The organism is Pseudomonas sp. AF03-9 (assembly GCF_020515815.1).
Lineage (GTDB): Bacteria > Pseudomonadota > Gammaproteobacteria > Pseudomonadales > Pseudomonadaceae > Aquipseudomonas.
Genome location: NZ_JAHPJF010000003.1, coordinates 66,483 through 91,101 on the forward strand (window position 1 = coordinate 66,483; position 24,619 = coordinate 91,101).

Consider the following 24,619-nt stretch of genomic DNA (forward strand, 5'->3'; position numbering starts at 1 on the left):
GGCTCGCGAAGAATGCAAGGGCGCCGCGTGTATCCAGGCCGCACGCGTCATCGTTGACGTTTTTCGTGGGCAAGCGCGCTCCCACAGAGGGCATTTACTGGATCAAGCCAAACTCTTTGGCCAGCACTTTGTAGTCAGCCACCTGTTTCTTCACGTAGGTGTCCAGCTCCGGGCCGGTCATGGCGAACGGGAACAGCTCGCGCTGGTCACGCAGCTTGGCGAACTCGTCGGAGGCCAGCAGTTTGTCGAACGCATCTTTCCACCAGGCGTAGTCGGCATCGCTGACTTTTGGCCCGAGGTAGAAACCGCGCACCACTGGCCAGACGATGTCGTAGCCTTGCTCTTTGGCCGTCGGAATGTTCTTCATTTCCGGCTCGTCCAGGCGCTCTTCGGAGAACACCGCCAGCAGGCGCATGTCACCGCTGAGGATGTGTGGCATGGAGTCGGAGATGTCGGTACTGCCCACCTGGATGTGACCGCCGAGCAGGGCGGTGGCGATTTCACCGCCGCCTTCGAGGGCCACGTAGCGCAGCTCACGCGGGTTGATCCCGGCGGCCTTGGCGATCAGGGCGGTTTGCATCCAGTCCTGGCTGCCGACGGTGCCGCCGGAACCGATGACGACGCTGCCCGGATCTTTCTTCAGGGCTTTGACCAGATCGTCGAGGGTCTTGTAGGGCGAATCGTTTTTCACTGCGATGGCACCGTAGCTGGTGCCGACCGCTGCCAGCCAACGTACGGCGCTTTCATCGAAACGGCCGAACTTGCCCTGCGCCAGGTTCAGCAGCGAACCGCTGGACCAGGCCACCAGGGTGCCGGCATCCGCAGGGCGCTGCGCGACCACCGCGTTGTAGGCCACCGCGCCGACGCCGCCGGGCATGTAGGTCACGCGCATCGGCTTGCTCAGCAACTTCTCGTTGACCAGCGCGCTTTGCGCCAGTTTGCAGGTCAGGTCGAAACCACCGCCGGGGGAGGCCGGGGCGATGCATTCCGGGCGCTTGGGTTCTTCGGCGGCCAGCAGTTGGCCGGCGAACAGCATGCAGCCGGCGGCGAGGGCCAATTTACGCAGTGAAGGGGTCATTTTCTATCTCCGTCATTGTTGTTATGAGTGGCTGTTACCAAAGCGCAATGCTGTAGCTGACCAGCACGCGCATTTCATCCGCATCACGGGCTGAATAGTTGGAGCGGTACGTGGCGTTACGCAGGCGCACGGCCACATCCTTGAGCGTGCCGCTCTGCACGACGTATTTGATCTCGCTGTTGCGTTCCCACTCTTTGCCGGTGTCGCCGTTCTTGAGCTGGATGTTGTCACCCGAGATGTAGCGGCTCATGAAGCTCAGGCCGGGAATCCCCAGTTTGGCGAAGTCGTAGTCGTAGCGCGCTTGCCAGGAGCGTTCTTCGGCGCCAGCAAAGTCGTTGATCTGCACGAAGTTGACCAGGTACGGGTCGCTGCCATCCACATACGGAAACGCATTGTCACCGGACATGTGCTGGTAGCCGGCGCTGAGCTTATGGCCATTGAGGGCATAGCTGAACAGGCCGTTGAGGGATTTGTTGTCGATCTTGCCGCCACGGGCGCTACCGGTGTCATCACTGATGGCCAGGCGCAGGTCGGTGGAGAAGGTGCCGGGGCCCATCGGGCGGGCGGCGACCAGGCCGAGGAAGTGCTGGCGGTACACGTCATCGAGCTGGGCGAAGTGGTAGCTGCCGGTGATCTTGTCGGCGAACTTGTAGTCCACGCCACCGAAGTTGAAGTGCTTGCCGGTGGCGCCACTGACGAAGCGGCTGTTTTTGTTGTTGAGGGCGATGTCTTCGTAATTGGTGTCGTCGCGGTCCTTGGCTTTGTCCAGGCGGCCGCCGGTGAACACCAGGTTCTTGAACTCCTTGGAGGTGACCAGGCCGCCGTTGAAGGTTTGCGGCAGGATGCGTCCGTCGTTGGGCTTGAGGATCGGCAGTTCGGGGGCCAATGAGCCGATCTTCAGCTCGGTGGCAGAGATCTTCACTTTACCGGTCAGGCCCAGCTTGGCGTATTCGTTGGCGGCGCGGCCGTCATCATGGGTGGGTAGCAGGCCGGTGCCGGTACGGTCGGGGCTGGAGTCGAGCTTGACGCCGAGCATACCCAACGCGTCCACGCCAAAGCCGACGGTGCCGTCGGTGTAGCCCGATTGCAGGTTGAGCATGAACCCCTGGGCCCATTCGTCGCGTTTGGATTGCTGTGCACTGGTGCCGTCGCGGAAGTCGCGGTTGAAGTACATGTTGCGGGTTTCCAGGGTACCGCTACTGTCTTCGAAGAAGGCAGCCTGGCTAAGCGGCGAAAAGCCGGCAAGGGCAGCGGCGCTGGCAAGGGCGGTCTGGGTCAGGCGGGAAAAACGCACAGGCGAGAATGCCTGGGGCTGTGTCGACAGCATCGTGGTGTACTCCGTTATTGTTCTTATTTTGGCGAAAACGCTTCGAGGCGTTTTTCGGGCGCTGCGGCTCAGGCAGCTCAGTGGGCAAAGACCACCGTGTCTGGATGCTAAAGGGCGAAGCTTTCACTAACCTTTCAACCACCTTTCAATGTTTTCGGGCTTCACAGGGCAGGTTGCGCCTGTAAACTGCCCGCCAAAGCGTGGCGTCGACCACCCCTGAACGAGGTACAAATCCATGCGTGTCCTGTTGGTTGAAGACCACCTGCAACTCGCCGAAAGTGTTGCCCAGGCGCTCAAGAGCACGGGGTTGACCGTCGACGTGTTGCACGATGGCGTGGCCGCGGACCTGGCCTTGAGCAGCGAGGAATACGCGGCGGCGATCCTCGATGTGGGGCTGCCGCGCATGGACGGTTTCGAGGTGCTCGCACGCTTGCGGGCGCGTGGGAAAAACCTGCCGGTGTTGATGCTGACCGCGCGCAGTGATGTGAAGGACCGCGTGCACGGCCTGAACCTCGGCGCCGACGATTACCTGGCCAAGCCTTTTGAACTGACGGAACTGGAAGCGCGGGTCAAGGCGTTGCTGCGGCGCAGTGTGTTGGGCGGCGAGCGCCAGCAGGCGTGTGGTGTGTTGGTCTATGACCTGGATACCCGGCGCTTTACGGTGGGTGGCGAACTGATGACGTTGACGTCCCGCGAGCAGGCGGTGCTTGAGGCGCTGATTGCACGTCCGGGGCGGGTCATGAGTAAAGAGCAGCTGGCGTCCCAGGTGTTCGGCCTGGACGAAGAAGCCAGCCCCGATGCCATCGAAATCTACGTGCACCGTCTGCGCAAAAAACTCGATGGCCAGCCCATCTCCATCGTGACCTTTCGTGGCCTCGGTTACCTGCTGGAAGCGCGCGATGCATAAACCCAGCAGTTTGCGCTGGCGCCTGTTGTGGAACCTGGCGCTGTTGCTGGTGTTGTTGATGCTCGCCAGCGGCATGAGTGCCTACTGGAACGGGCGCGAGGCCGCCGACACCGCCTACGACCGCACCTTGCTCGCCTCGGCGCGGACCATCGCCGCCGGCCTGACCCAGGTCGACGGCACCCTCAGTGCCAACGTGCCGTATGTGGCCCTGGACACGTTTGCCTACGACAGCGCCGGGCGTATTTACTATCAGGTCAATGATATTGATCAGAAGCTGATTTCCGGCTACGAAAACCTTCCCGGCCCGCCACCCGGCACGCCGCGCACCGATGATTACCCGGCATTGGCGCGGTTCTATGACGCCACCTACCTGGGCCAGCCGGTGCGTGTGGTGAGCCTGCTCAAGGCGGTCTCCGAGCCAAACATGAACGGCATGGCGGAGATCCGCGTGGCCGAGACCGACGAAGCCCGTGTGAGCATGGCGCGCAGCCTGATGGCTGATACCTTGCTGCGCTTGGGCATGCTTGCCGTCGGTGCCTTGCTGTTGGTGTGGTTTGCCGTGAGCGCCGCGTTGCGCCCGCTGGAGCGTTTGCGCACCGCCGTGGAAGAGCGCCAACCCGATGACCTGCGGCCGCTGCCGTTGGTGGAAGTGCAGCATGAATTCGGCCCGTTGGTGCGTTCGCTCAATCACTTCACCGAACGCCTGCGTGGCCAGTTCGAGCGCCAGGCACAGTTTATTGCCGACGCGGCCCATGAGCTGCGCACACCGCTGGCGGCGCTCAAGGCGCGCTTGGAGTTGGGCCTGCGTGCCGAAGACCCATCGACCTGGCGCAGCACCCTGGAAAGCGCGGCCCAGGGCACGGATCGCCTGACCCATCTGGCTAATCAGCTGTTGTCGTTGGCGCGTATCGAAAACGGTGCACGGGCGATTGCCGAGGGTGGTGCGCAACTGCTCGATCTCAGCCAATTGGCCCGGGAGCTGGGCATGGCTATGGCGCCGCTGGCCCATGCACGCGGTGTGGCGTTGGCGTTGGAGGCCGATGAGCCGGTGTGGCTGCGCGGCGAGCCGACGCTGTTGAACGAGTTGTTGAGCAACCTGGTGGACAACGCCCTGGCCCATACACCACCGGGTGGCAATGTGATCTTGCGGGTCACGGCGCCGGCGGTGCTGGAAGTGGAGGACGATGGCCCGGGCATCCCGCTGGATGAGCGCGACCGGGTCTTCGAGCGCTTCTACCGCCGTAGCCAGCAGGGCTTGGGCTCTGGCCTTGGGCTGGCGATTGTCGGCGAGATCTGCCGCGCGCACCTGGCGCAGATCAGCCTGCACGATGGCGAACTGGCGGGATTGAAGGTGCGGGTGAGCTTTATCGCCGGTTGATCAGTAGAACATCGAGCGTGCTTCATCCAGCTCGACGCGCAGGGCTTCGCTGTACGGATCGACGCGCAGCTTCTTGAGCGCGGGGAGTGTGGAAACCACCACATCCGCCAAGGGGTGGTCGGTGCCGCGGTGGCAATACAGCATGGCGATTTGCACCAGATCGATGTAGTCGAGGCTGGCAGAGTCACGTTCAAGGTTCAGGTATTGCCCCGGCAGGCTGGCCAGCATCTCCGGGAAATCCCAGCCGTGCAGCAGCTTGTCGCCGAGCAGTGGGTGGATGCTGTCGATCACGTGGTTGAGGGCGATCGGGTCCGATAGCAGTTCGTAGTGGTCTTCGGCGTAGGTCAGGATCGGCAGCACACCGATCTGATGCACCAGGCCGCCAAGGGCTGCCTGGTCCGGCTTGAGCTGGCTGTGGCTGCGGCACAATGCATAGCTGACGCCTGCCACTTCGAGGCTGCGGCGCCAGACATCACGCATCTTTTGTTCGACCGTTTCGGAGCGGGCGTGGAAGATCTGTTCCATCACCAGGCCGATGGCCAGGTTGCTGCTGTAGTTGGTGCCCAGCCGAGTGATGGCGGTGTGCAGGTCGGTGACTTCCTGGGTCGCACGCAACAGCGGGCTGTTGACCACTTTGATCAGGCGCGCCGACAGTGCGGTGTCGCGCCCGATCACTTTGCTCAAGTGGCTGATGCTGATTTCCGGGTCTTCAGCGGCCTGGCGAATTTGCAGCGCCACTTCGGGTAATGTCGGCAGAACCAGATCATCGTTGCCGATGGCCGTAATCAAAGCCTGTTGGACTTTTTCCGCCAGCTTGTTCATTCAGAATCTCTAGGGTGTTGCCAAAAGGTACGGCGATTAACGCTGGATCTCTCGATCGCGGTCGAGTGTGTACGGCAGGTCAAGCAGGTGCAGGGCGGGGCCTTCAAGGCTGCCTAGATGCACATCGCCACTATCGGCAGCTTCGGCTTGCAATACGGCCAGAAGTTCAATCGTCTGGTCAGCTTTTGCTGCAATCACCACTTCGCCGATCGAGCTGTTATGGCTGGGCGAAAACAGCGGGGTGCCTGGCTCGGGTGTTTCAGGCGTATCCAGGCGCAAACGGTACAGGCGGCGTTTGAGTTTGCCCAGGTACTGCATGCGCGCGACGATTTCCTGGCCGGTGTAGCAGCCTTTCTTGAAGCTGACGCCGCCGATGGCTTGCAGGTTGAGCATCTGCGGGATGAACAGTTCGCGGGTTTGCGCCATGACCTGGCCGATGCCGGCGCGGATCTGGCCCAGCAGCCATTCGTTCAGGTCGGTTTCTTGCGCTTGCGCAGCCAATTGGGCGCGCACGGTGTCGGCGTGCTCGACGGGCACCCAGAGCTCGGCGCGCTCGGGCGAAACCCGAATGGCGATCAAGTGCTCGGTGCGTGCAACGCTGTCGGTCTCGGCTGGCAGTTCAAGGCCGAGGGCGGCCAGTGCCGGATCCGCACCCATCAGGCCGAAACGCACCCAGGCGGCGCTTTCGTCGGTGAGTTTGGATTTGGAGAAGACGGCGTATTTCTTCAAGTCGGCCAGTTGCGGCTCCAGCAGCTCGGTGGCCATGGCCAGCAACACGCCGTCACCTTGCAGCAGGATGCGAAAGCTCGATTGCATGCGCCCTTTTTGCGTGCAGCGCGCGCCGAGGCTGGCCTGGGTATCGCTCAGGTAGTTGAGGTTGCAGGTCAGTTGCCCTTGCAGGAACTTGGCAGCGTCGGAGCCGCGGACGGCGAGAACGCCTTCGTGGGACAGGGGGCAGAAGAAAGCGGAGTCAGCCATGGGTCATCGCAGGTCAAAAAGTCATGGGTGCATCATAGAGGGGCGCCCGGCAAATGGATAGTTTCCGTATGGGGCGACCAAAGCCGACTGTTCGGGTGCGGCCGGGCCTGTATACTTGCCGCCTATTTGAGGAGCGTTCCATGGTCGAAGATGTTGAAATCAATCGCCTCTACTGGCACAGCCGTCGTGGCATGCTGGAATTGGACGTGTTGTTGGTGCCTTTTACCAAAGAGGTTTACGCGACGCTCAATCAAGTGGACCGCGACCTCTATGTGCGGCTGTTGACGTGCGAAGATCAGGACATGTTCGGCTGGTTCATGGAGCGCGCCGAATCTGAAGATCCGGAGCTGCAGCGCATGGTTCGGATGATTCTGGATCGTGTCCAGCCCAAGTAATCACGCCTTTGAATGCCGCTGGCAGGCCTCACGGCTGTTGCTGGCGGCGTATCTCCTTGCCCAGCCGTTAGCACTGGGTGCGCTTTTGTTGCTTGATCTGTCCTATTCCAGCCTTGGTCTGTTGGTGTGCCTGGCGCATGCCGCCTGGGTCTTGCCGCGTCATATCCTGCTGACTCACCGTTCGTCGATTCGTGGCCTGCGCCGCGACGCAGACGGTTGGCACCTGTTCAGCGCCGAGCGGGGTTGGCATAGCGTGCAGTTGCGCCCCGACAGCCTGGCGTTGCCGCTGATCGTGGTGCTGCGCTATCGCGTGCCGGGGCAGTGGTGGGTGCGTTCGATCTGTGTGCCGGGTGATTCGCAGGCAGCCGATGTGCATCGGCGCCTGCGGGTGCGCTTGAAGTTCAGTCGCCGTAGGTGGTTGGCACCAGGATAGTGTCGCGGGCTTCGGGCAGCATCTCGGGGTAGTCGAGGGTGTAGTGCAGGCCGCGGCTTTCCTTGCGTTCCATGGCTGAGCGGATCATCAGCTCCGCGACTTGGGCCAGGTTGCGCAACTCGATCAGGTCGCGGCTGACTTTGTAGTTGCTGTAGAACTCGTCGATCTCATCCAGCAACAGCCGGACCCGGTGCTGCGCGCGTTGCAGGCGCTTGTTGGTACGCACGATCCCCACGTAGTCCCACATGAAGCGCCGCAGCTCGTCCCAGTTGTGGGCGATGATCACGTCTTCGTCCGAATCGGTGACCTGGCTTGCGTCCCAGCGGGGCAGGGCATCCGGCACGGGGATGCGTGGCAGTTGTTCGAGGATGTCCGCCGCCGCCGAGCGGGCGTAGACGAAGCATTCGAGCAGCGAGTTGCTGGCCATGCGATTGGCGCCGTGCAGGCCGGTGAAGCTGGTTTCGCCAATCGCGTACAGGCCGGGCACGTCGGTGCGGCCATTTTGGTCGACCATTACGCCGCCGCAGGTGTAGTGCGCGGCCGGGACGACCGGGATCGGGCCTTTGGTGATGTCGATGTTGAAGGCTAGGCAGCGTTCATAGACGGTGGGGAAGTGGGTCTTGATGAAAGCTTCGGGTTTGTGGCTGATGTCCAGGTACACGCAGTCGATACCCAGGCGCTTCATTTCATGGTCGATGGCGCGGGCGACGATGTCCCGTGGGGCCAGTTCGGCGCGCGGGTCGAAGCGTTGCATGAAGCGTTCGCCGTTCGGCAGTTTCAGGTGTGCGCCTTCGCCGCGCAGGGCTTCGGTGATCAGGAAACTCTTGGCCTGCGGGTGGTACAGGCAGGTGGGGTGGAACTGGTTGAATTCCAGGTTCGCCACCCGACAGCCCGAACGCCAGGCCATGGCGATGCCGTCGCCGCAGGCACCGTCAGGGTTACTGGTGTAGAGGTAGACCTTGGCCGCGCCGCCCGAAGCGAGAATGGTGAAGCGCGCACCGTAGGTGTCGACTTCGCCGCTGCCACGGTTGAGCACGTAGGCGCCGAGGCAGCGATCGCCTTCCAGGCCCAGGCGTTTTTCGGTGATCAGGTCGACGGCGACGCGTTGCTCCAGCAATTCGATGTTGGGGCGCTGGCGGGCTTGGTCGAGCAGGGTCTTGAAGATCGCGGCGCCGGTGGCGTCGGCGGCGTGGATGATGCGACGGTGGCTGTGGCCGCCTTCGCGGGTCAGGTGGAATTCGAAACCGCCGTCATCGCTGCCTGCGTGTTCATCGCGGGTGAACGGCACGCCCTGGTCGATCAGCCATTGGATCGCTTCGCGGCTGTGCTCCACGGTGAAGCGCACCGCGTCTTCATGACACAGGCCGCCGCCGGCGTTGAGGGTGTCTTCGACGTGGGATTGCACCGTGTCGGTGTCATCCAGCACGGCAGCGACGCCGCCCTGGGCCCAGAATGTCGAGCCGTTGGCCAGGTCGCCTTTGCTCAGGACCGCAATGCGCAGATGGCTGGGGAGGGTCAGCGCCAGACTCAAGCCGGCCGCGCCGCTACCGATCACCAGGACATCGTGTTGAAACTGTTGGCTCATTAGAAGGATTCCGCAAAAAGCGATCCAAGGGGCAGGCGCAGACAGGACGCCTGGATCGGCGAATCAAAGGGGCACACGGGCTACTAGTATATAGAGGGGGGGAGCGGCACAATAGCCGGGCATTCGTGGCAATGTGAGATTACGGTGCACGGCTCGGGTAGAATCAGCTGGTTATTGAAGCGGGAACTTTTTGCATAAGCCTCGACTCAATAGCAGGTTGCCCGAAAGCTGGGAAAACGTTGAGTTTATTGGCCCGTCGGGAGCATTGGACGCGTCAGAAAACCGGCGACAAGATTATTCGCGCAGCCGGCGTTGCCCGCGCTGCGTTTTTCGTGTGTGCCAAATCAGTGCGTGCCGGAAACTTGCTTGAAGGGGGAGAACTTTTGCGAAAAGACCGAGTCTATGTTTGCAAGCCTGATCGTTTAGTTATGCAAGCCTCCTTCAAGTACAACGAGGAGTGTTCATGCTAACCCAGGAAGAGGATCAGCAGCTGGTCGAGCGCGTTCAACGCGGCGACAAGCGAGCTTTTGATCTGCTAGTGCTGAAATACCAGCACAAAATTCTCGGGTTGATCGTGCGGTTTGTGCACGACACCCATGAAGCGCAGGACGTTGCACAGGAAGCCTTTATCAAGGCGTACCGTGCACTAGGCAATTTCCGCGGCGACAGTGCGTTTTACACGTGGCTGTACCGCATCGCCATCAACACGGCGAAGAACTATCTGGTCTCTCGCGGACGCCGCCCACCGGATAGTGATGTTAGTTCAGAAGATGCTGAATTTTACGATGGTGATCACGGCCTCAAAGATCTCGAGTCGCCGGAGCGTGCATTGCTGCGCGACGAGATCGAAGGCACCGTTCATCGCACCATTCAGCAACTGCCAGAAGATTTGCGTACGGCGTTAACTTTACGTGAATTCGATGGTCTGAGTTACGAAGACATTGCGAGCGTCATGCAGTGTCCGGTGGGGACTGTAAGGTCACGGATTTTCCGGGCCCGGGAAGCCATCGATAAAGCCTTGCAACCGTTGTTGCAAGAGAACTAAAGACAGCGGCGACAGCCAAGAGAGGAACCGCCATGAGTCGTGATGCCCTGCAGGAATCGCTGTCCGCAGTGATGGATAACGAAGCGGATGAACTGGAACTTCGTCGAGTGCTCAACGCATTTGATGACGCCGAAACCCGTGATACCTGGTCTCGTTACCAAGTCGCTCGGGCGGTGATGCACAAGGATCTTCTAATCCCTCGTCTGGATATTGCTGCGGCCGTTTCTGCCGCTCTGGCTGATGAAGCCGTTCCGGCAAAAGCTGCTCGTGGTCCATGGCGTAGCCTGGGTCGCCTGGCAGTCGCTGCCTCGGTGACTGTTGCAGTGCTGGCGGGTGTTCGCCTGTACAACCAGGACGAAATCGCCGGTGCCGAACTGGCTCAGCAGACCCAGCAGCCGGTCATGGCCGGTCCGCAAGTCAAAGGCCCAGCGGTATTGGCCGGCTACAAGGAAAGCTCTGACACCACCGGCCCGATGGCCAACGGTGTACTGCAAGGCCAATCCGGCTGGCAGGACCAGCGTCTTCCAGGCTACCTGCGCCAACACGCACAGGAATCGGCTCTGAAAGGCACTGAAAGCGCGCTGCCTTATGCTCGCGCCGCAAGCCTGGAAAACCGCTGATTCGTAAGGAGCTCTATGCGCGCCATACCGCTCCTTACGCTTTTGCTCAGCAGTTGGTTTGCACTCCCCGCCCACGCCGATGAAGCCCAAGACTGGCTGACTCGACTTGGGCGTGCAGAGCAGCAGCAAAGCTTTCAAGGTACGTTCGTCTACGAGCGTAACGGCAGTTTTTCCACCCATGACATCTGGCATCGTGTCCAGGATGGCCAGGTCCGTGAGCGGCTCTTGCAGCTCGATGGCTCTGCCCAGGAAGTCGTGCGGTTGGACGGCCGTACTCAGTGTGTCAGCGGCACTCTTGTCGCGGGCCTTGGCAATTCGCGTGATGCACCGTCACGTGCGCTTGATCCGCAAAAACTCAATGAATTCTATGAACTGGCCGTCATCGGCAAGTCCCGCGTGGCCGGTCGTAATGCAGTGATCGTCTCGATCACGCCCCGTGACCAATATCGTTACGGCTTCGAGCTGCACCTGGACCGTGATACCGCCTTGCCACTCAAGTCCCTGCTGCTCAATGACCAGGAGCAGTTGCTGGAGCGTTTTCAGTTCACGCGTTTAAATACGTCGACCGTGCCGGGTGATCGTGATTTGCAACCCAGCAGCGAATGCACGCCTATCGCCGCAGCTGGCGCTAGCGCGCCGCAAGTCCCGACCACCGAGAACTGGCATATGGAATGGTTGCCGCCGGGGTTTCAACTGACCAATAGCGCAGCGCGCACCGATACCCAGACGAAAGCAACGGTCGATAGCCTGATGTATGAAGACGGGCTGGCGCGCTTCTCGGTATTTCTTGAGCCGATCAACGATGCAAGCGTCACTGAAACCCGCACCCAATTGGGGCCTACAGTCGCCGTCTCGCGGCGCCTGAACACGGTGGACGGAGAGATGATGGTGACGGTTGTCGGCGAAATTCCGATCGGTACTGCTGAACGCATCGCACTGTCGGTGCGCGGCGAAAAAAAGACCGCCGCCCAGCCGTGAGTTGTTAATCCTATGTTCATCCTGAGCTTTCAATGTTAAGCCCATGCCGGGTCGGTTGCCGAGAGCATGAAATGAATGGATCAGCATTTTCACTTGCAAAAATCCCCCATGTTTTTTATAGGTCAGGGCTTGTCGGCTCTGGCCTTGCTTTGTTCGCGGAACAAAAATGTCGGTCGCAGTTTTCGGCGTTTCTTGAACCCTGTCGCTCAACCCTGCTCGTCGTAACGGGAGCTGTATGTCGATACCACGTTTGAAGTCTTATCTATCCATAGTCGCCACGGTATTGGTGCTGGGTCAGGCCTTGCCTGCGCAAGCGGCCGAGTTGCCTGACTTCACCCAACTGGTTGAGCAGGCCTCGCCTGCGGTGGTGAACATCAGTACCACGCAGAAACTGCCGGACCGCAAAGTCTCCAATCAGCAGATGCCGGACCTGGAAGGCCTGCCGCCGATGCTGCGCGAGTTCTTCGAGCGCGGCATGCCGCAACAGCGTTCGCCCCGCGGTGGCGGTGGCCAGCGTGAGGCGCAGTCCCTGGGCTCGGGCTTCATCATCTCGCCGGATGGTTACATCCTCACCAACAACCACGTGATTGCCGATGCCGACGAGATCCTCGTGCGCCTGGCGGATCGCAGTGAGCTGAAAGCCAAGCTGGTGGGTACTGACCCGCGCTCCGACGTGGCCTTGCTGAAGATCGATGGCAAGGACCTGCCGGTTCTCAAGCTGGGTAAATCCCAGGACTTGAAAGCCGGGCAGTGGGTTGTCGCCATCGGTTCGCCGTTCGGCTTTGACCACACCGTGACCCAAGGCATCGTCAGCGCCATTGGGCGTAGCCTGCCGAACGAGAACTATGTGCCGTTCATCCAGACCGACGTGCCGATCAACCCGGGCAACTCCGGTGGTCCGCTGTTCAACCTGGCCGGCGAAGTGGTGGGGATCAACTCGCAGATCTACACCCGTTCCGGTGGTTTCATGGGCGTATCGTTCGCCATCCCGATCGACGTGGCCATGGACGTTTCCAATCAGCTCAAGAGCGGTGGCAAGGTCAGCCGTGGCTGGTTGGGCGTGGTGATCCAGGAAGTGAACAAGGATCTGGCTGAGTCCTTCGGCCTCGACAAGCCGGCCGGTGCCCTGGTCGCGCAGATTCAGGATGGTGGCCCGGCAGCCAAGGGCGGCCTGCAAGTCGGCGACGTGATTCTGAGCATGAATGGCCAGCCAATTGTCATGTCGGCCGACCTGCCGCATCTGGTCGGCGCGCTCAAGGCCGGCGCCAAGGCCAAGCTGGAAGTGATTCGTGAAGGCAAGCGCCAGACCGTTGAACTGACCGTCGGTGCCATCCCCGAAGAGGGCGCCACCCTCGATGCCCTGGGCAACGCCAAGCCTGGTGCCGAGCGCAGCAGCAACCGCCTGGGTATTGCTGTGGTCGAGATGACCGACGAGCAGAAGAAAAGCTTCGACCTCAAGAGCGGCGTGGTGATCAAGGAAGTGCAGGACGGTCCTGCGGCACTGATCGGCCTGCAACCGGGCGACGTCATTACTCACCTGAACAACCAGGCCATTGAAACCACCAAGCAATTCACCGACATCGCCAAGGCGTTGCCGAAGAATCGTTCGGTGTCCATGCGTGTGTTGCGCCAGGGGCGTGCCAGCTTCATTACCTTCAAGCTGGCCGAATAATCCGCTAGCTCAATAAAAAGCCCCGCCCTCGGTTGACGAGGGCGGGGCTTTTTTGTGGGCGATGGGGGGGTTAGCTCATCATCCCCTTCACCAGGCGTTCCTGTTCGATCAGTTCACGCTGGCGTGCATCGATGCGTGACGATAACGGGAAATTGCTGCCCGCCCTGCGCTTGGCGAAGTCCAACTGCTGGATGGCCTGCTGGAAGTCGCCCACCAGCGCAAAGTACTCGGCGCGTGCCTGGTGCAGGCCAATGATGTTGCCAGACAAGCCGCGCGTTTCGGCGACCTGATACCAGACATCGGGATCGTCGGGGCGGGACTTGAGCAAACCGTCCAAGGCTTTCTCTGCATCGGCGGTACGGTTCTGTTTCAGCAGAAGGTCCACGCGCACCTGATTCAACGGATAGTTGCCGGGATATTGCGTGAGCATCCGATCCGTACGCTGTTGCGCATCCGGCAGGCGGTTGTTGTCGATGTCCAGTTGGACTTGAGCCAGGTTGTAGGTGATGTCGTTGGGCGCCTTGGCCAGCAAGGGGGCGAGGTTCTCCCGCGCTTCCTTGAACTGGGAGCCTTTGATCTGCGCGATGGCCAAGCCATAACGCGCCACATCGTTTTTCGGGTTCTCGTCCAATTGCGCCTGGAAACGCTTGGCCGCAAGACCAGGTGTGTCTTCGTATTGCAACTGCACCCGTGCGCGAATCAGTTGATAGCGCAGGCTGTCTTCCTTGCCGCCGGATTTGGCTTGCTCGGCGCGGTTGCGGGTGTCGGCGATCCGCGATTCGGTCACAGGGTGCGTCAGCAAGAATTCCGGTGGCTTGGCGTCGAAGCGGTATTGGCGCATCAGGCGTTCGAACATGGTCGGCATGGAGCGCGGGTCGTACCCGGCTTTTTCCAGGTTGAGGATGCCGATGCGATCGGCTTCTTGCTCGTTCTGGCGCGAGAAGCGGCGCTGTTCCTGGATGGCAGCGGCCTGGGTGCCGGCAATCGCGGCAATGCCGGCGTCACCTGCACCTGCGGCAGCGGCAATGATGCCGCCGAGCAGGGCGGCCATCATCGGGATCTGCATGCGCTGCTGCGCTTCCACGCCGCGTGCGAAGTGGCGTTGGGACAGGTGAGCCAATTCGTGGGCCAGTACCGAGGCGTATTCCCCCTCGGTCTGCGCATTGAGGAACAGGCCGCCGTTGACCCCGACGATCCCGCCAGGTGCGGCAAAGGCGTTGAGTTGCGGGCTGTTGATCAGGATGAACTCCAGGCGCCGGTCATTGACCTGGCTGGTCTCCACCAGTTTGTACACGCTGGTTTCGACATAATCCTTGAGTTGCGGATCATTCAGTTGCGAGACCTGGCCCCGCAAGTAGGCCAGCCAGGCACGGCCCAGCTGGTATTCCTGTTGTGGCGAGACAATGGCAGAACTGGCGTCGCCAAGTGACGGCAGGTCGTCAGCGAAGCCTGGGGAGGCCAGCAGGCAAGCCAGCGTCAGCAGGGTGGGGCGCAAAAAAGTCATGCACAGAGCCTTTCGACAAAGAGCTTACTGTAGCCGGACACTGAGCTTCGGACCAGATATTCTAAGCAGCTCAAACCCGTGCCCGGAGTAAAACCATGACCGACGCTGTAGCCTTTGATGCCGAACTCGATGCCAGCGGCCTCAATTGCCCGCTGCCTTTGCTCAAGGCCAAGCTGGAGCTCAATCGATTGGCCAGCGGCGCGGTGCTCAAGGTAATCGCCACGGATGCAGGCTCCCAGCGTGATTTCCGGACTTTTGCCAAACTGGCCGGTCACACCCTGCTGCACGAAGAGGACGCCGCCGGTGTGTACCGTTACTGGTTGCGCAAGGCCTGAACCGTTCGCCCCCACCACCTGAGGTCTATTGATGTTCAAAGTGTTACGAGACTGGATTCAGCGCTACTTCTCCGATGAGGAAGCGGTAGTGCTGGCCGTCCTGCTGTTCCTGGCCTTTACGGCGGTGCTCACTTTGGGTGGCATGCTGGCGCCGGTCCTGGCGGGGATGGTGCTGGCCTACCTGATGCAGGGCCTGGTCACAACCCTTGAGCGGTTGCGCTTGCCGGGCGGTGTGGCGGTGGGGTTAGTATTTGCCTTGTTCATGGGGCTGCTGGTGCTGTTTATCGTGGTGGTGTTGCCGTTGCTGTGGCATCAGTTGATCACCCTGTTCAACGAGCTGCCGGGCATGCTTGCCAAATGGCAGTCGTTGTTGCTGCTGTTGCCGGAGCGTTATCCCCATCTGGTGTCGGACGAGCAGGTGTTGCAGGCCATCGAAGTGGCGCGCGGCGAGATCGGAAAGTTCGGCCAGTGGGCGCTGACGTTTTCCCTGTCCAGCTTGCCGTTGTTGGTCAACATCATGATCTACCTGGTTCTTGTGCCGATCCTGGTGTTTTTCTTCCTCAAGGACCGCGCCATGATCGGCCGCTGGGTGCGCGGTTACCTGCCGCGCGAGCGGGCGCTGATCACGCGGGTGGCCGAGGAGATGAACCGACAGATCGCCAACTACATCCGTGGCAAGGTCATCGAGATCATTATTTGCGGCGGCGTGACCTACATCGCCTTTATCGCCCTGGACCTGAACTACGCGGCGCTGCTGGCATTGTTGGTGGGGGTCTCGGTGGTTGTCCCTTATGTCGGCGCCGTGGTGGTGACGGTGCCGGTGACGCTGATCGCGCTGTTCCAATGGGGGTGGAGTGATCAGTTCATCTACCTGATGGCGGTCTACGGGATCATCCAGACCCTGGATGGCAACGTGCTTGTGCCGCTGCTGTTTTCGGAGGCGGTCAACCTGCACCCGGTGGCGATCATCTGCGCGGTGCTGTTGTTCGGCGGGTTGTGGGGATTCTGGGGAGTGTTTTTTGCGATTCCCCTGGCGACGCTGTTCAAGGCGGTGCTGGATGCCTGGCCTCGGCAAGAACCCGTGGTAGCGCCACTGTTGTAACGGGCTGCTGTAGTGAGCGGGCTTGCCCCGCGCTGGGGGGCGAAGCCGCCCTAAACGGTACGCCGCGGTGTTTCAGGAAGACCGCGGTGCCTAGATTTGGGGCGGCTTCGCCCCCCAGCGCGGGGCAAGCCCGCTCACTACAGTCATGCTTTGTTCAAGGATTGTGCTGCGGCCAACACGGCATCCACATGCCCAGGCACCTTCACTCCACGCCATTCCTGGCGCAGTACGCCATCCTTGTCGATAAGGAACGTGCTGCGATCCACGCCCAGGTATTCCTTGCCATACAGCTTCTTCAGCTTGATCACATCAAACAGCTGGCAGACCGCTTCGTCCTTGTCGCTGATCAGCTCGAAGGGGAATTCCTGCTTGGCCTTGAAGTTCTCGTGGGACTTCACGCTGTCGCGCGACACCCCGAACACTTCGGTGTTGGCCGCCTTGAACGCTGCGTAGTGGTCACGGAACCCTTGGCCTTCGGTGGTGCAGCCCGGGGTGCTGTCCTTGGGGTAGAAGTAGATCACCACTTGCTTGCCCTTGAGGGCGGCGAGGCTGAAGGTCTGGCCGCTGGTGGCCTGAGCTTCGAAATCGGCTACGGGTGTGTCGATGACAACCGGCATGGGGCGTTCCTTACATAGGGTTCTGTGGGCGCCATGGCTCGATCAATGCGTCGAGGTTCAGGGCATCGGCGAAGTCCAGGAACTGGTCGCGCAACCAGCTGATCTGTACACCAGCCGGCAAGGTCACGGTAAACGTGGCGTTGAGCATGGTGCCGCCGGTTTGTGGCGCCTGGTAGGTGTCGCAGGTCAGGTTCTCCAGCTCGACGTTGTGGTCGATAAAGAACTGGCACAGCTCGTTGACGATGTCCGAACGGTACGCCGAGCTGACATACGCCACATAGGGCAAGGCCTGCGGACGGTTTTCCAGGGCGGCGCTGCGCACCACGTTTACGGTGAAGTTGTGTTTCTTGGCCAGGCCGGGCAGGCCGGTTTCCAGGCGCGCCAGGGCGTCCCAGGAGCCGGAAATCTGCAGGACCAGCGCGCTGCACTCGCCGTGGCGGGTCAGGCGGGAGGTCACGACGGCGCAGCGGTTCTCATGGCTGGCGCGGCACAGGACGTTGGTCAGCTCCATGGGGTTGGCGCCGAGGGCACTGATAACAAGGAATTGTTCGCGAACTGTGGGGGTGGACATGCAGCCTTCCTAAAGCGATGAGCGGTCGATACCGCGTGGGCTGTATCGATCAAAGGATGAAGGGTAGCGAAAACCGTCGCCAAGGGCTAGGAGGTGGCGTTTTCATTACGTGAACGGCCAGATTTCGACGCGCTTGGAGGCAGCCTTTGGCCCAATGATGGCATTGCCTGTCGTTTAGTTGCGCCAGAACGCATCCTCAGGCGGTACTTTGCTTGTGCAAGCATCTTGGCGCCAGTACCATTACGGCTCTCTTTTTCCGGCAGGAGCGGTTGCATGATTGCGGGCAGTATGGTGGCACTGGTCACACCCATGGATGCACAAGGTCATCTCGACTGGGACAGCCTGGGCAAACTGGTGGACTTCCACCTGCAAGAAGGCACCAACGCCATTGTGGCGGTCGGCACCACAGGTGAGTCGGCCACCCTCGATGTGGAAGAACACATCCAGGTCATCGAATTCGTGGTCAAGCGTGTGGCGGGCCGCATTGCCGTGATCGCCGGTACGGGCGCCAACTCGACGCGCGAAGCGATCGAGCTGACCAAAAACGCCAAGAAGGCCGGCGCCGATGCCTGCCTGCTGGTGACGCCGTACTACAACAAGCCGACCCAGGAAGGCCTGTACCAGCATTTCCGCGCCATTGCCGAAGCGGTCGACATCCCGCAGATCCTCTATAACGTACCGGGTCGTACCGCGTGTGATATGAAGGCCGAGACGGTGATCCGCCTGTCCACCGTACCGAACATCATCGGTATCAAGGAAGCCACCGGCGACCTGCAACGCGCCAAGGACATCCTGGCCGGCGTGAGCAGCGATTTCCTGGTGTATTCCGGTGACGACGCCACCGCTGTCGAACTGATGCTGCTGGGCGGCAAAGGCAACATCTCCGTGACCGCCAACGTGGCCCCGCGTGCCATGAGCGAAATGTGCGCCGCCGCCATCGCCGGTGACGCCGTGACCGCCCGCGCGATCCACGAGAAGCTGATGCCGCTCAACAAGACACTGTTTATCGAATCCAACCCTATTCCCGTGAAGTGGGCGCTGACTGAAATGGGCATGATGCCGGACGGTATCCGTCTGCCGCTCACCCGTCTGAGCGAAGCCTGTCATGAACCGCTGCGACAGGCCCTGCGCCAGTCCGGCGTCCTGGTTTAATTGAGGAAGCACTACGCATGAAGCGATTGGCCGGACTTTCCGCACTTGCCTTGATTATCTCCAGCACCAGTGGCTGCGGTTGGATCTGGGGCCCGGAAGGCTACTTCCGTGACCGCGGCAGCGATTACCTGGAAGCACAAGCAACCAAACCGATGCAACTGCCACCGGACGTCAACGTCGCCAAGCGCCTTGACCCGTTGCTGCCGATCCCGCGCAACGTCGCCGACGACACCACCAAGGGTGAGTACGTCGTGCCACGTCCACAGCCGATCTCGGCCGTGGCCGATGCCAGCGACTACAGCCTGCAGAAGAGCGGTGATTCGCGTTGGATCGTTGCTCAGCGTCCACCCGCCGAAGTCTGGCCAGTGGCAGTGCAGTTCTTCCAGGACAACGGTTTCCGTATCGACCAGCAGCGTCCACAGACCGGTGAATTCACCACGGCATGGCAGCAGGGCAACGAACTGTCCGCCACCATGGCCAAGCGCCTGCAGGCCGGTGGCGTAGCCTCCGACAGCGAAACCCGTGTGCGTGTGCGCATCGAGCCGGGTGTACAGCGTAATACCAGTGAAGTCTATGTGGTCAGCGCCGAGCGTCCTGCCGGCAGCACCGCCAACGTTGATTTCACCAACCGTTCGGTCAACACCGGTGTTGATTCGGCACTGGTCGACGAAATGCTGGCCAGCATGAGCCGTATTTCCGAGAAGGGCGGTTCGGTCTCCCTGCTCGCCGCACGTGATTACGATACTCCGAGCCGTGTCAGCCTCACCGAGGACGGCAGCGGCAACGTAGTGCTGAACCTCGGCGAAGACCTCGACCGTGCGTGGGCCAGTGTTGGTCGCGCCCTGGAGCAGGGCCCTTGGCGTGTTGAAGACATCAACCGCAGCCTGGGCCTGTACTACATCAACGTGGCTGAAAAAGCCGAGCGTAAAGACGACGAGCCAGGTTTCTTCGGCAAGCTGTTCGGCAGCAAACCGACCAAGGAAGAAATCGAGACCCGCGCCGAGCGTTACCAGGTTCGTTTGAGCAAGGTTGGCGAAAGCGTGCAAGTCACCGTCGAGAAGAACATCAACACCGTTGCGCCGGCTGAAACAGCGCGCAAAGTGTTGGGCGTGATTCAGGACAACCTGGGCTGATCCGATGCGTTTTGCCGTTCTCGGCAGCGGTAGCCAAGGGAACGGCACGCTGGTCGCACATGACGACACGTATGTGCTGGTGGATTGTGGTTTCTCGTTAAAAGAAACCGAGCGGCGCCTGCTGCGCCTGGGGGTACACCCCGCGCAGCTGAGCGCGATTCTGGTAACCCACGAACATGCCGACCACGTGCATGGCGTGGGTTTGCTGTCTCGGCGCTACAATCTTCCGGTGTACCTCAGTCGCGGCACCCTGCGCGGGATGCGCAAACCTATCGAGCCTAGAGGTTTCCTGGCCGGTGGCGAGCAACTGCAGATCGGTGCGTTGAGCATTGATGTGATTGCCGTCGCACATGACGCCCAGGAACCGACGCAGTATGTCTTCAGTGGCGGTGAGCGGCGTTTCGGCGTGCTCACTGACCTGGGGTCCTACTGCTCCAAGGTGCTGGACGGCTACCGCGACCTCGATGCGTTGATGATCGAGGCCAACCACTGTCGGGACCTGCTGGCTCGTGGTCATTACCCGTACTTTCTCAAGCAGCGGGTCGGCGGCGAACTGGGACATTTGAACAACCACCAGGCGGCATACCTGGTGTATGAGTTGGGCTGGCAAGACCTGCAACACCTGGTCCTGGCCCACTTGAGCAGCAAGAACAACCTGCCGACGCTTGCCCGGCAATGTTTTGTCGACACCCTCGGGTGCGACCCGGACTGGCTGCAATTGGCCGATCAAGATTCAGGGCTCGACTGGCGACACATCGCCTAGCCCACCTCACTCAAAGCGGAGCCCATCATGGAAAAACGTGAAGAACTCTACCGCGGCAAAGCCAAGTCGGTGTACAAGACCGACGACGCCAACCGCCTGATCCTGCTGTTTCGCAACGACACCTCGGCGTTCGACGGCAAGCGCATCGAACAACTTGATCGCAAAGGCATGGTGAACAACAAGTTCAACGCCTTCATCATGCAGAAGCTCGAAGAGGCCGGCATTCCGACCCAATTCGACAAACTGCTGGGCGACAACGAGTGCCTGGTCAAGAAGCTCGACATGATCCCGGTCGAATGCGTCGTGCGTAACTACGCTGCCGGCAGCCTGGTCAAGCGCCTGGGCGTGGAAGAGGGCCTCAAGCTCAACCCTTACACGTTCGAGCTGTTCCTGAAGGACGACGCCAAGGGCGACCCGTTCATCAACGAATCCCACGTCGTGGCGTTCGGCTGGGGAACCGCTGAACAACTGGCGCGCATGAAGGAGTTGTCCCTCAAGGTCAACGACGTGCTGAGCAAGCTGTTCGACGACGCCGGCCTGCTGCTGGTGGACTTCAAGCTCGAATTCGGTGTGTTCCACGACGGCTCCATCGTCCTGGGCGACGAATTCAGCCCGGACGGCTGCCGCCTGTGGGACAAGGACACCAAGAAGAAGATGGACAAAGACCGCTTCCGCCAGGGCCTCGGTGACGTTATCGAAGCCTACGAAGAAGTCGCCAATCGTCTTGGCGTACCGCTTTAATCGACGCAAGCATCTGATAGCACGGAAAAAAATCTCGCTTCGAGCTTTGCTTTCCTGAACCACGCTGTTATGATGCGCGCCGTTGGAGAGATGCCAGAGTGGCCGAATGGGACGGATTCGAAATCCGTTGTACCTTCACCGGTACCTAGGGTTCGAATCCCTATCTCTCCGCCATACAAATAAAAGCCCCGTAGACCAAAGTCTACGGGGCTTTTTTGTTTTCGGATTTCATTACTCCGCTGTACTACTCAAATCCTACGTCTCACGGTCTGGAGACGCTTTTTTTGCATGTCTGTCAGCAAGCAGCTGTGCAGCGTCTAGCGCGAACTGAAGGACGTTTGCAGCCTCTATGAAGGCTTCTGGGTCACATCCGTACCTTCATGGATTATTTCGCCTTCTATGACCTCCTGTACGACGCTATCGACGTACAGATAGACGCGCATCCTGTGGCGAGAGGTCGCCAAACCTCCCAAGATTCGGACTGCGCCGGCACCGTAAACGGCTCCAGCCTAGGAAATTACTCAATTAAAGAGTATTCATTGGTGCATATTTTGGGTTATGCATGGAGCTGGTTATATATACAGTTTTGGTGCCTGGTTTCCAGGGCTGTATAGGACACCAGGACGCCGCTTACTTTGAGCTGTTGAAATAAAAAATTTGTGCATTTCTGAACAATGCCAAGTCAGTATGAAGATTTTTATCTCTACAACAAATGGAATTGAGCTACCCCCTATTATTGTCACACCCGATCCGCTTCCACGACTTTCCGCTTAGGCCGGTTGAGCCACCAGGCTATTGCTCACCTTGCGACCCAGCACCAGCACCGTCACAAAACCCGCCCCGACCAACGCCGTGGCCAGGCTCAACAACACCGAGCTGCCCATCTGATCGACGATCCGTCCGCCGAAGAACGAGCCCAGGGCGATGATCACCTGGAACAAGGCGACGAAGAGCGGCATGCCGCGTTCGACGTCCTTGGGTGCCACGACAAACATCCAGATGCTGGCGCAGGCCGGGAAGGCGCCGAAGGCGAAGCCCCAGAGTGCAATCAGCATCGCTGCGCCGGTCATGCCAGTGGCGAAATGGGGGAACAGGGCGGTGCTGGTGCCGATCATCAGTGCGACCAGCAGCAGGGTGTTGCGCACGCTGCGGTTGGCGGCGAAACCGGCAAAGATGTTGCCCAGCACGCCGGCCACGCCATAGAGCAGTAGCAGCGAGCCGATCGTCGGCCCATCGAAACCGGCACTCTGTTTGAAGAAAGGGGCGACGTAGGTATAGGCGGCAAAGTGCGCCAGACCGATCAGCAATACGGCGATCAATCCGACCCGGGCTTGTGGGTTGATAAACAAGGCCGGCAGGTCACTCACGCGGATGGCTTTTTCCGGAGTCAGCCGTGGGAGCAGGAAGACCTGCGCCAGCAACACCGGCACGCCAACCAGTGCAGTCACCAGAAAAGTCATGCGCCAGCCCATCAAGCCGCTGAGCCAGGTGCCTACGGGCACGCCCAACACGGTGGCCAGTGTGACGCCCATCATGATGATCGAGGTGGCCTTCGCCACGCCCACGCCTTTGGGCGCCAGGCGGCCGCTGAGGGCGATGGCTGTGGCCCAGAACCCGCCAATGCTGATGCCCAGCAGTACGCGACCGAACAGCAGCAGGTTGAAGTCGCTGGCAAAGGCCACGACCGAGTTGGCGATGATCATGATCAGCGTCAGGCTGATCAGCAGGTAGCGACGGTCCATGGCGCCAATGAACACCGACAGCAAAGGCGCGGCGAGGGCGGCCATGATGCCGGGCAGGGTTACCATCAGCCCGGCATGCCCGGCACTGATACCCAAGTCGCTGGCGACGTCGTTGAGTACGCCTACCGGGAGAAACTCGCTGGTCACCAGGGCGAAGGCGCCAACGGCCACTGAGAGAATGGCCAGCCACTGCTGTTTGACGCTTTGCTGATTATGTTCGGGAAGGCCGCTAGGGGCCTGGCTGGCGCTTGGCATGATGGTGGGTTCCGAGGTGAATGTCGCCTGAAGCCAGGCGAGGGGAGGGAGTCAGGGAGGGGATTATAGGAATCGGTTGCGAATATCAAGAAGGCGCTCGTTTCGATAGTAATCATCAGTGCTATCGATGCGAAGCGTCTGGCAGGCGCGCTGGCAGGCACCGGGGTGTGCCCCGCGTGCGTGTATGCCGATGGCTCTCAAAGAAACTTTCCACACAAGGCATTACCTTCGTAGCTGTGCATGATCGGTCCCAGGAACATGAAAGGGCCGCATGCGTATAGGTAGGACGGAGGAGGGCGTGACTGGCAAACGGGAAGTTGCAGCGGCAGTGGCAACCCAACCCAAAGCGTCATGCCGCACCATTGGCGTTCGGTTTCTTTCGTGGATGATTCCCGCTGATCTGGAGCGGCTGCGTTTTTTGGCTCGGGAAGTGAAAGTTGCGCACCGACACAGCCGGTCAGGCAAGTGATCAGCACGCAGGCGATTAGAGTTTTTTCCATTTCAAACCGACTCGGGGGGAGTTTTCGACGTTCTCAATATTGTCGTTCGCGGGTATCGCGATTTCAGCGGCCGTGATCTACGTCGCGGGAGATGTTACTCAGGCGTCAGCTCCAGCACGCGGTTTCTCCCGCCCTCGGCCACCAGATAAGTCCCGCGCCCGGTAGGCACAATCGACTGCGGGGCTTTGAGGAACGACAGAATGGTCTGCTGGCGCCCCTGCTTATCAATCAGCAGCAATCGCGCCCGGTGCGTGGCATCTTCATTGATCCACAGCCCGCGCTCGTCGCACATCAGGAAGGTCGGCTGGTTCAAATTGCCCAGCACCACCGGGTCACTGCCGTCGGCGGTCAGCTCGCGCACCACGCCCTTTTTCTTCTCGTTGTAGAGCAGGCGGCCGTCCGTGCAGCGCACGATGGCTTCGCCTTCCTGCACCTGGTCGCGCAACACGGTCAGAGACTGGTCGCTCCAGCGGTAACGCAGCAGGCGCCCGGCCGGCTTGCGATCTTCGATGGCGTAGAGGTCGTCGCCCTCAACCCACACGCCTTGCACGCTGTCACCCTTGAACAGTTCGGTGACCACGCCGTCCTTGTAGAAACTGACGGGCAGGTCGGCGGACTCCTGGCTGAACACCCAGCCGCCGCGGGTTGGCACAATGCCGTCGGGTTTTGACAGGTTGGCCACCACCACCTCGCGCGATCCGTCGGGGTGGATGCGCACGATGCTGCCCTGACCTTTGTCGAGTTCCTGGCTGACCATCAGTGAGCCGTTCGGCAACGGCATCAGCGATGCCGCTTTCGCCACGTCGCGGTGTACCACCTGAACGCTCCAACCGCTCGCCGCACTCACGGGGTAGAAGCTCTGCCAGGCGAAGAAACCGAGGGCGGCGATAACCGGAGCGCCGACGAGGCACGCCCCGAGTCGCCAGAGACGCAATGGGTTTTTGTTATGGAATCGGGAGGTCATTGATCGCTCGGTCGATAGGATT

At 60.6% G+C, this 24,619-nt stretch carries 24 protein-coding genes and 1 tRNA gene; 15 read left to right on the forward strand and 10 right to left on the reverse strand.

Annotated features, from left to right (window positions below; all coding sequences use genetic code 11):
- Positions 1-94: 94 nt before the first annotated feature.
- Entirely contained in the window at positions 95-1,078 is a 984-nt protein-coding gene (locus tag LIY36_RS07270) for a Bug family tripartite tricarboxylate transporter substrate binding protein (RefSeq protein WP_192299171.1), read from the reverse strand.
- Between the two features lie 34 nt (positions 1,079-1,112).
- A complete protein-coding gene (locus LIY36_RS07275; protein WP_192299170.1) occupies positions 1,113-2,405 on the reverse strand; it encodes an OprD family porin in 1,293 nt (430 codons plus the stop codon).
- Between the two features lie 235 nt (positions 2,406-2,640).
- Here LIY36_RS07275 and LIY36_RS07280 point away from each other — a divergent pair, with 235 nt between their 5' ends.
- Positions 2,641-3,312, forward strand: coding sequence for a response regulator (locus LIY36_RS07280; protein WP_226455269.1), 672 nt, complete (start codon positions 2,641-2,643; stop codon positions 3,310-3,312).
- On the forward strand, positions 3,305-4,690 hold the full coding sequence (locus LIY36_RS07285) for a sensor histidine kinase (protein ID WP_226455270.1): 1,386 nt from the start codon (positions 3,305-3,307) through the stop codon (positions 4,688-4,690). Before LIY36_RS07280 ends, LIY36_RS07285 begins: the two co-directional genes overlap by 8 nt.
- Here the strand turns inward: LIY36_RS07285 and LIY36_RS07290 are convergent, their stop codons facing one another.
- Together LIY36_RS07290 and ygfZ are read right to left on the reverse strand one after the other, a co-directional pair.
- A complete protein-coding gene (locus tag LIY36_RS07290) occupies positions 4,691-5,512 on the reverse strand; it encodes an HDOD domain-containing protein (RefSeq protein WP_226455271.1) in 822 nt (273 codons plus the stop codon).
- A gap of 36 nt (positions 5,513-5,548) precedes the next feature.
- Positions 5,549-6,490, reverse strand: coding sequence for a CAF17-like 4Fe-4S cluster assembly/insertion protein YgfZ (ygfZ, locus tag LIY36_RS07295; RefSeq protein ID WP_226455272.1), 942 nt, complete (start codon positions 6,488-6,490; stop codon positions 5,549-5,551).
- 140 nt (positions 6,491-6,630) lie between these two features.
- Here ygfZ and LIY36_RS07300 point away from each other — a divergent pair, with 140 nt between their 5' ends.
- Entirely contained in the window at positions 6,631-6,885 is a 255-nt protein-coding gene (locus tag LIY36_RS07300) for an FAD assembly factor SdhE (RefSeq protein WP_014717362.1), read from the forward strand.
- Positions 6,869-7,318, forward strand: coding sequence for a hypothetical protein (locus LIY36_RS07305; RefSeq protein ID WP_226455273.1), 450 nt, complete (start codon positions 6,869-6,871; stop codon positions 7,316-7,318). Before LIY36_RS07300 ends, LIY36_RS07305 begins: the two co-directional genes overlap by 17 nt.
- Here the strand turns inward: LIY36_RS07305 and nadB are convergent.
- On the reverse strand, positions 7,287-8,903 hold the full coding sequence (gene nadB, locus LIY36_RS07310; RefSeq protein ID WP_226455274.1) for an L-aspartate oxidase: 1,617 nt from the start codon (positions 8,901-8,903) through the stop codon (positions 7,287-7,289). The genes LIY36_RS07305 and nadB overlap by 32 nt on opposite strands.
- Positions 8,904-9,366: 463 nt before the next feature.
- On the opposite strand from nadB, the gene rpoE reads away from it, so the two are divergent.
- The 4 genes from rpoE (at position 9,367) to LIY36_RS07330 (ending at position 13,218) form a co-directional block, all read left to right on the forward strand.
- On the forward strand, positions 9,367-9,948 hold the full coding sequence (rpoE, locus tag LIY36_RS07315) for an RNA polymerase sigma factor RpoE (RefSeq protein WP_003172477.1): 582 nt from the start codon (positions 9,367-9,369) through the stop codon (positions 9,946-9,948).
- 32 nt (positions 9,949-9,980) lie between these two features.
- Positions 9,981-10,568, forward strand: coding sequence for a sigma-E factor negative regulatory protein (locus LIY36_RS07320; RefSeq protein WP_003172479.1), 588 nt, complete (start codon positions 9,981-9,983; stop codon positions 10,566-10,568).
- A 15-nt stretch (positions 10,569-10,583) separates the two neighbouring features.
- The gene (locus LIY36_RS07325) at positions 10,584-11,546 is read left to right on the forward strand and encodes a MucB/RseB C-terminal domain-containing protein (RefSeq protein ID WP_226455275.1); all 963 of its coding nucleotides are present in this window, start codon (positions 10,584-10,586) and stop codon (positions 11,544-11,546) included.
- Positions 11,547-11,781: 235 nt separating this feature from the next.
- Positions 11,782-13,218 carry a DegQ family serine endoprotease gene (locus LIY36_RS07330; protein WP_192299159.1) on the forward strand — a complete coding sequence of 479 codons (1,437 nt, stop codon included), beginning with the start codon at positions 11,782-11,784 and terminating at the stop codon, positions 13,216-13,218.
- A gap of 70 nt (positions 13,219-13,288) precedes the next feature.
- On the opposite strand, the gene LIY36_RS07335 is transcribed toward LIY36_RS07330, so the two are convergent.
- Positions 13,289-14,722, reverse strand: a complete 1,434-nt coding sequence (locus LIY36_RS07335; protein WP_192299158.1) for a M48 family metalloprotease — start codon at positions 14,720-14,722, stop codon at positions 13,289-13,291.
- A gap of 95 nt (positions 14,723-14,817) precedes the next feature.
- Between LIY36_RS07335 and LIY36_RS07340 the strand changes: the two genes are divergently transcribed.
- Together LIY36_RS07340 and LIY36_RS07345 are read left to right on the forward strand one after the other, a co-directional pair.
- A complete protein-coding gene (locus tag LIY36_RS07340) occupies positions 14,818-15,057 on the forward strand; it encodes a sulfurtransferase TusA family protein (protein WP_010212198.1) in 240 nt (79 codons plus the stop codon).
- Between the two features lie 31 nt (positions 15,058-15,088).
- Positions 15,089-16,159 carry an AI-2E family transporter gene (locus LIY36_RS07345; RefSeq protein ID WP_192299157.1) on the forward strand — a complete coding sequence of 357 codons (1,071 nt, stop codon included), beginning with the start codon at positions 15,089-15,091 and terminating at the stop codon, positions 16,157-16,159.
- 143 nt (positions 16,160-16,302) lie between these two features.
- On the opposite strand, the gene LIY36_RS07350 is transcribed toward LIY36_RS07345, so the two are convergent.
- A complete protein-coding gene (locus LIY36_RS07350) occupies positions 16,303-16,776 on the reverse strand; it encodes a peroxiredoxin (protein WP_192299156.1) in 474 nt (157 codons plus the stop codon).
- A 10-nt stretch (positions 16,777-16,786) separates the two neighbouring features.
- Positions 16,787-17,347: a glycine cleavage system protein R gene (locus LIY36_RS07355; protein WP_017137336.1), complete on the reverse strand. Its 561-nt coding sequence runs from the start codon at positions 17,345-17,347 to the stop codon at positions 16,787-16,789.
- Positions 17,348-17,620: 273 nt separating this feature from the next.
- Here LIY36_RS07355 and dapA point away from each other — a divergent pair, with 273 nt between their 5' ends.
- From dapA to LIY36_RS07380, 5 genes are all read left to right on the forward strand, one after another.
- Positions 17,621-18,499, forward strand: a complete 879-nt coding sequence (gene dapA / locus LIY36_RS07360) for a 4-hydroxy-tetrahydrodipicolinate synthase (protein ID WP_192299155.1) — start codon at positions 17,621-17,623, stop codon at positions 18,497-18,499.
- 17 nt (positions 18,500-18,516) lie between these two features.
- Positions 18,517-19,632 carry an outer membrane protein assembly factor BamC gene (gene bamC, locus LIY36_RS07365; RefSeq protein ID WP_192299154.1) on the forward strand — a complete coding sequence of 372 codons (1,116 nt, stop codon included), beginning with the start codon at positions 18,517-18,519 and terminating at the stop codon, positions 19,630-19,632.
- Positions 19,633-19,636: 4 nt separating this feature from the next.
- Entirely contained in the window at positions 19,637-20,395 is a 759-nt protein-coding gene (locus tag LIY36_RS07370) for an MBL fold metallo-hydrolase (RefSeq protein ID WP_192299153.1), read from the forward strand.
- 27 nt (positions 20,396-20,422) lie between these two features.
- Entirely contained in the window at positions 20,423-21,136 is a 714-nt protein-coding gene (gene purC / locus LIY36_RS07375) for a phosphoribosylaminoimidazolesuccinocarboxamide synthase (protein WP_003172493.1), read from the forward strand.
- An 84-nt stretch (positions 21,137-21,220) separates the two neighbouring features.
- Positions 21,221-21,310 (forward strand) — tRNA-Ser (locus LIY36_RS07380).
- Between the two features lie 596 nt (positions 21,311-21,906).
- Here LIY36_RS07380 and LIY36_RS07385 read toward each other — a convergent pair.
- Positions 21,907-23,133: an MFS transporter gene (locus tag LIY36_RS07385; protein WP_192299152.1), complete on the reverse strand. Its 1,227-nt coding sequence runs from the start codon at positions 23,131-23,133 to the stop codon at positions 21,907-21,909.
- Positions 23,134-23,727: 594 nt separating this feature from the next.
- A complete protein-coding gene (locus LIY36_RS07390; RefSeq protein ID WP_226455276.1) occupies positions 23,728-24,597 on the reverse strand; it encodes a hypothetical protein in 870 nt (289 codons plus the stop codon).
- Between the last annotated feature and the right edge of the window lie 22 nt (positions 24,598-24,619).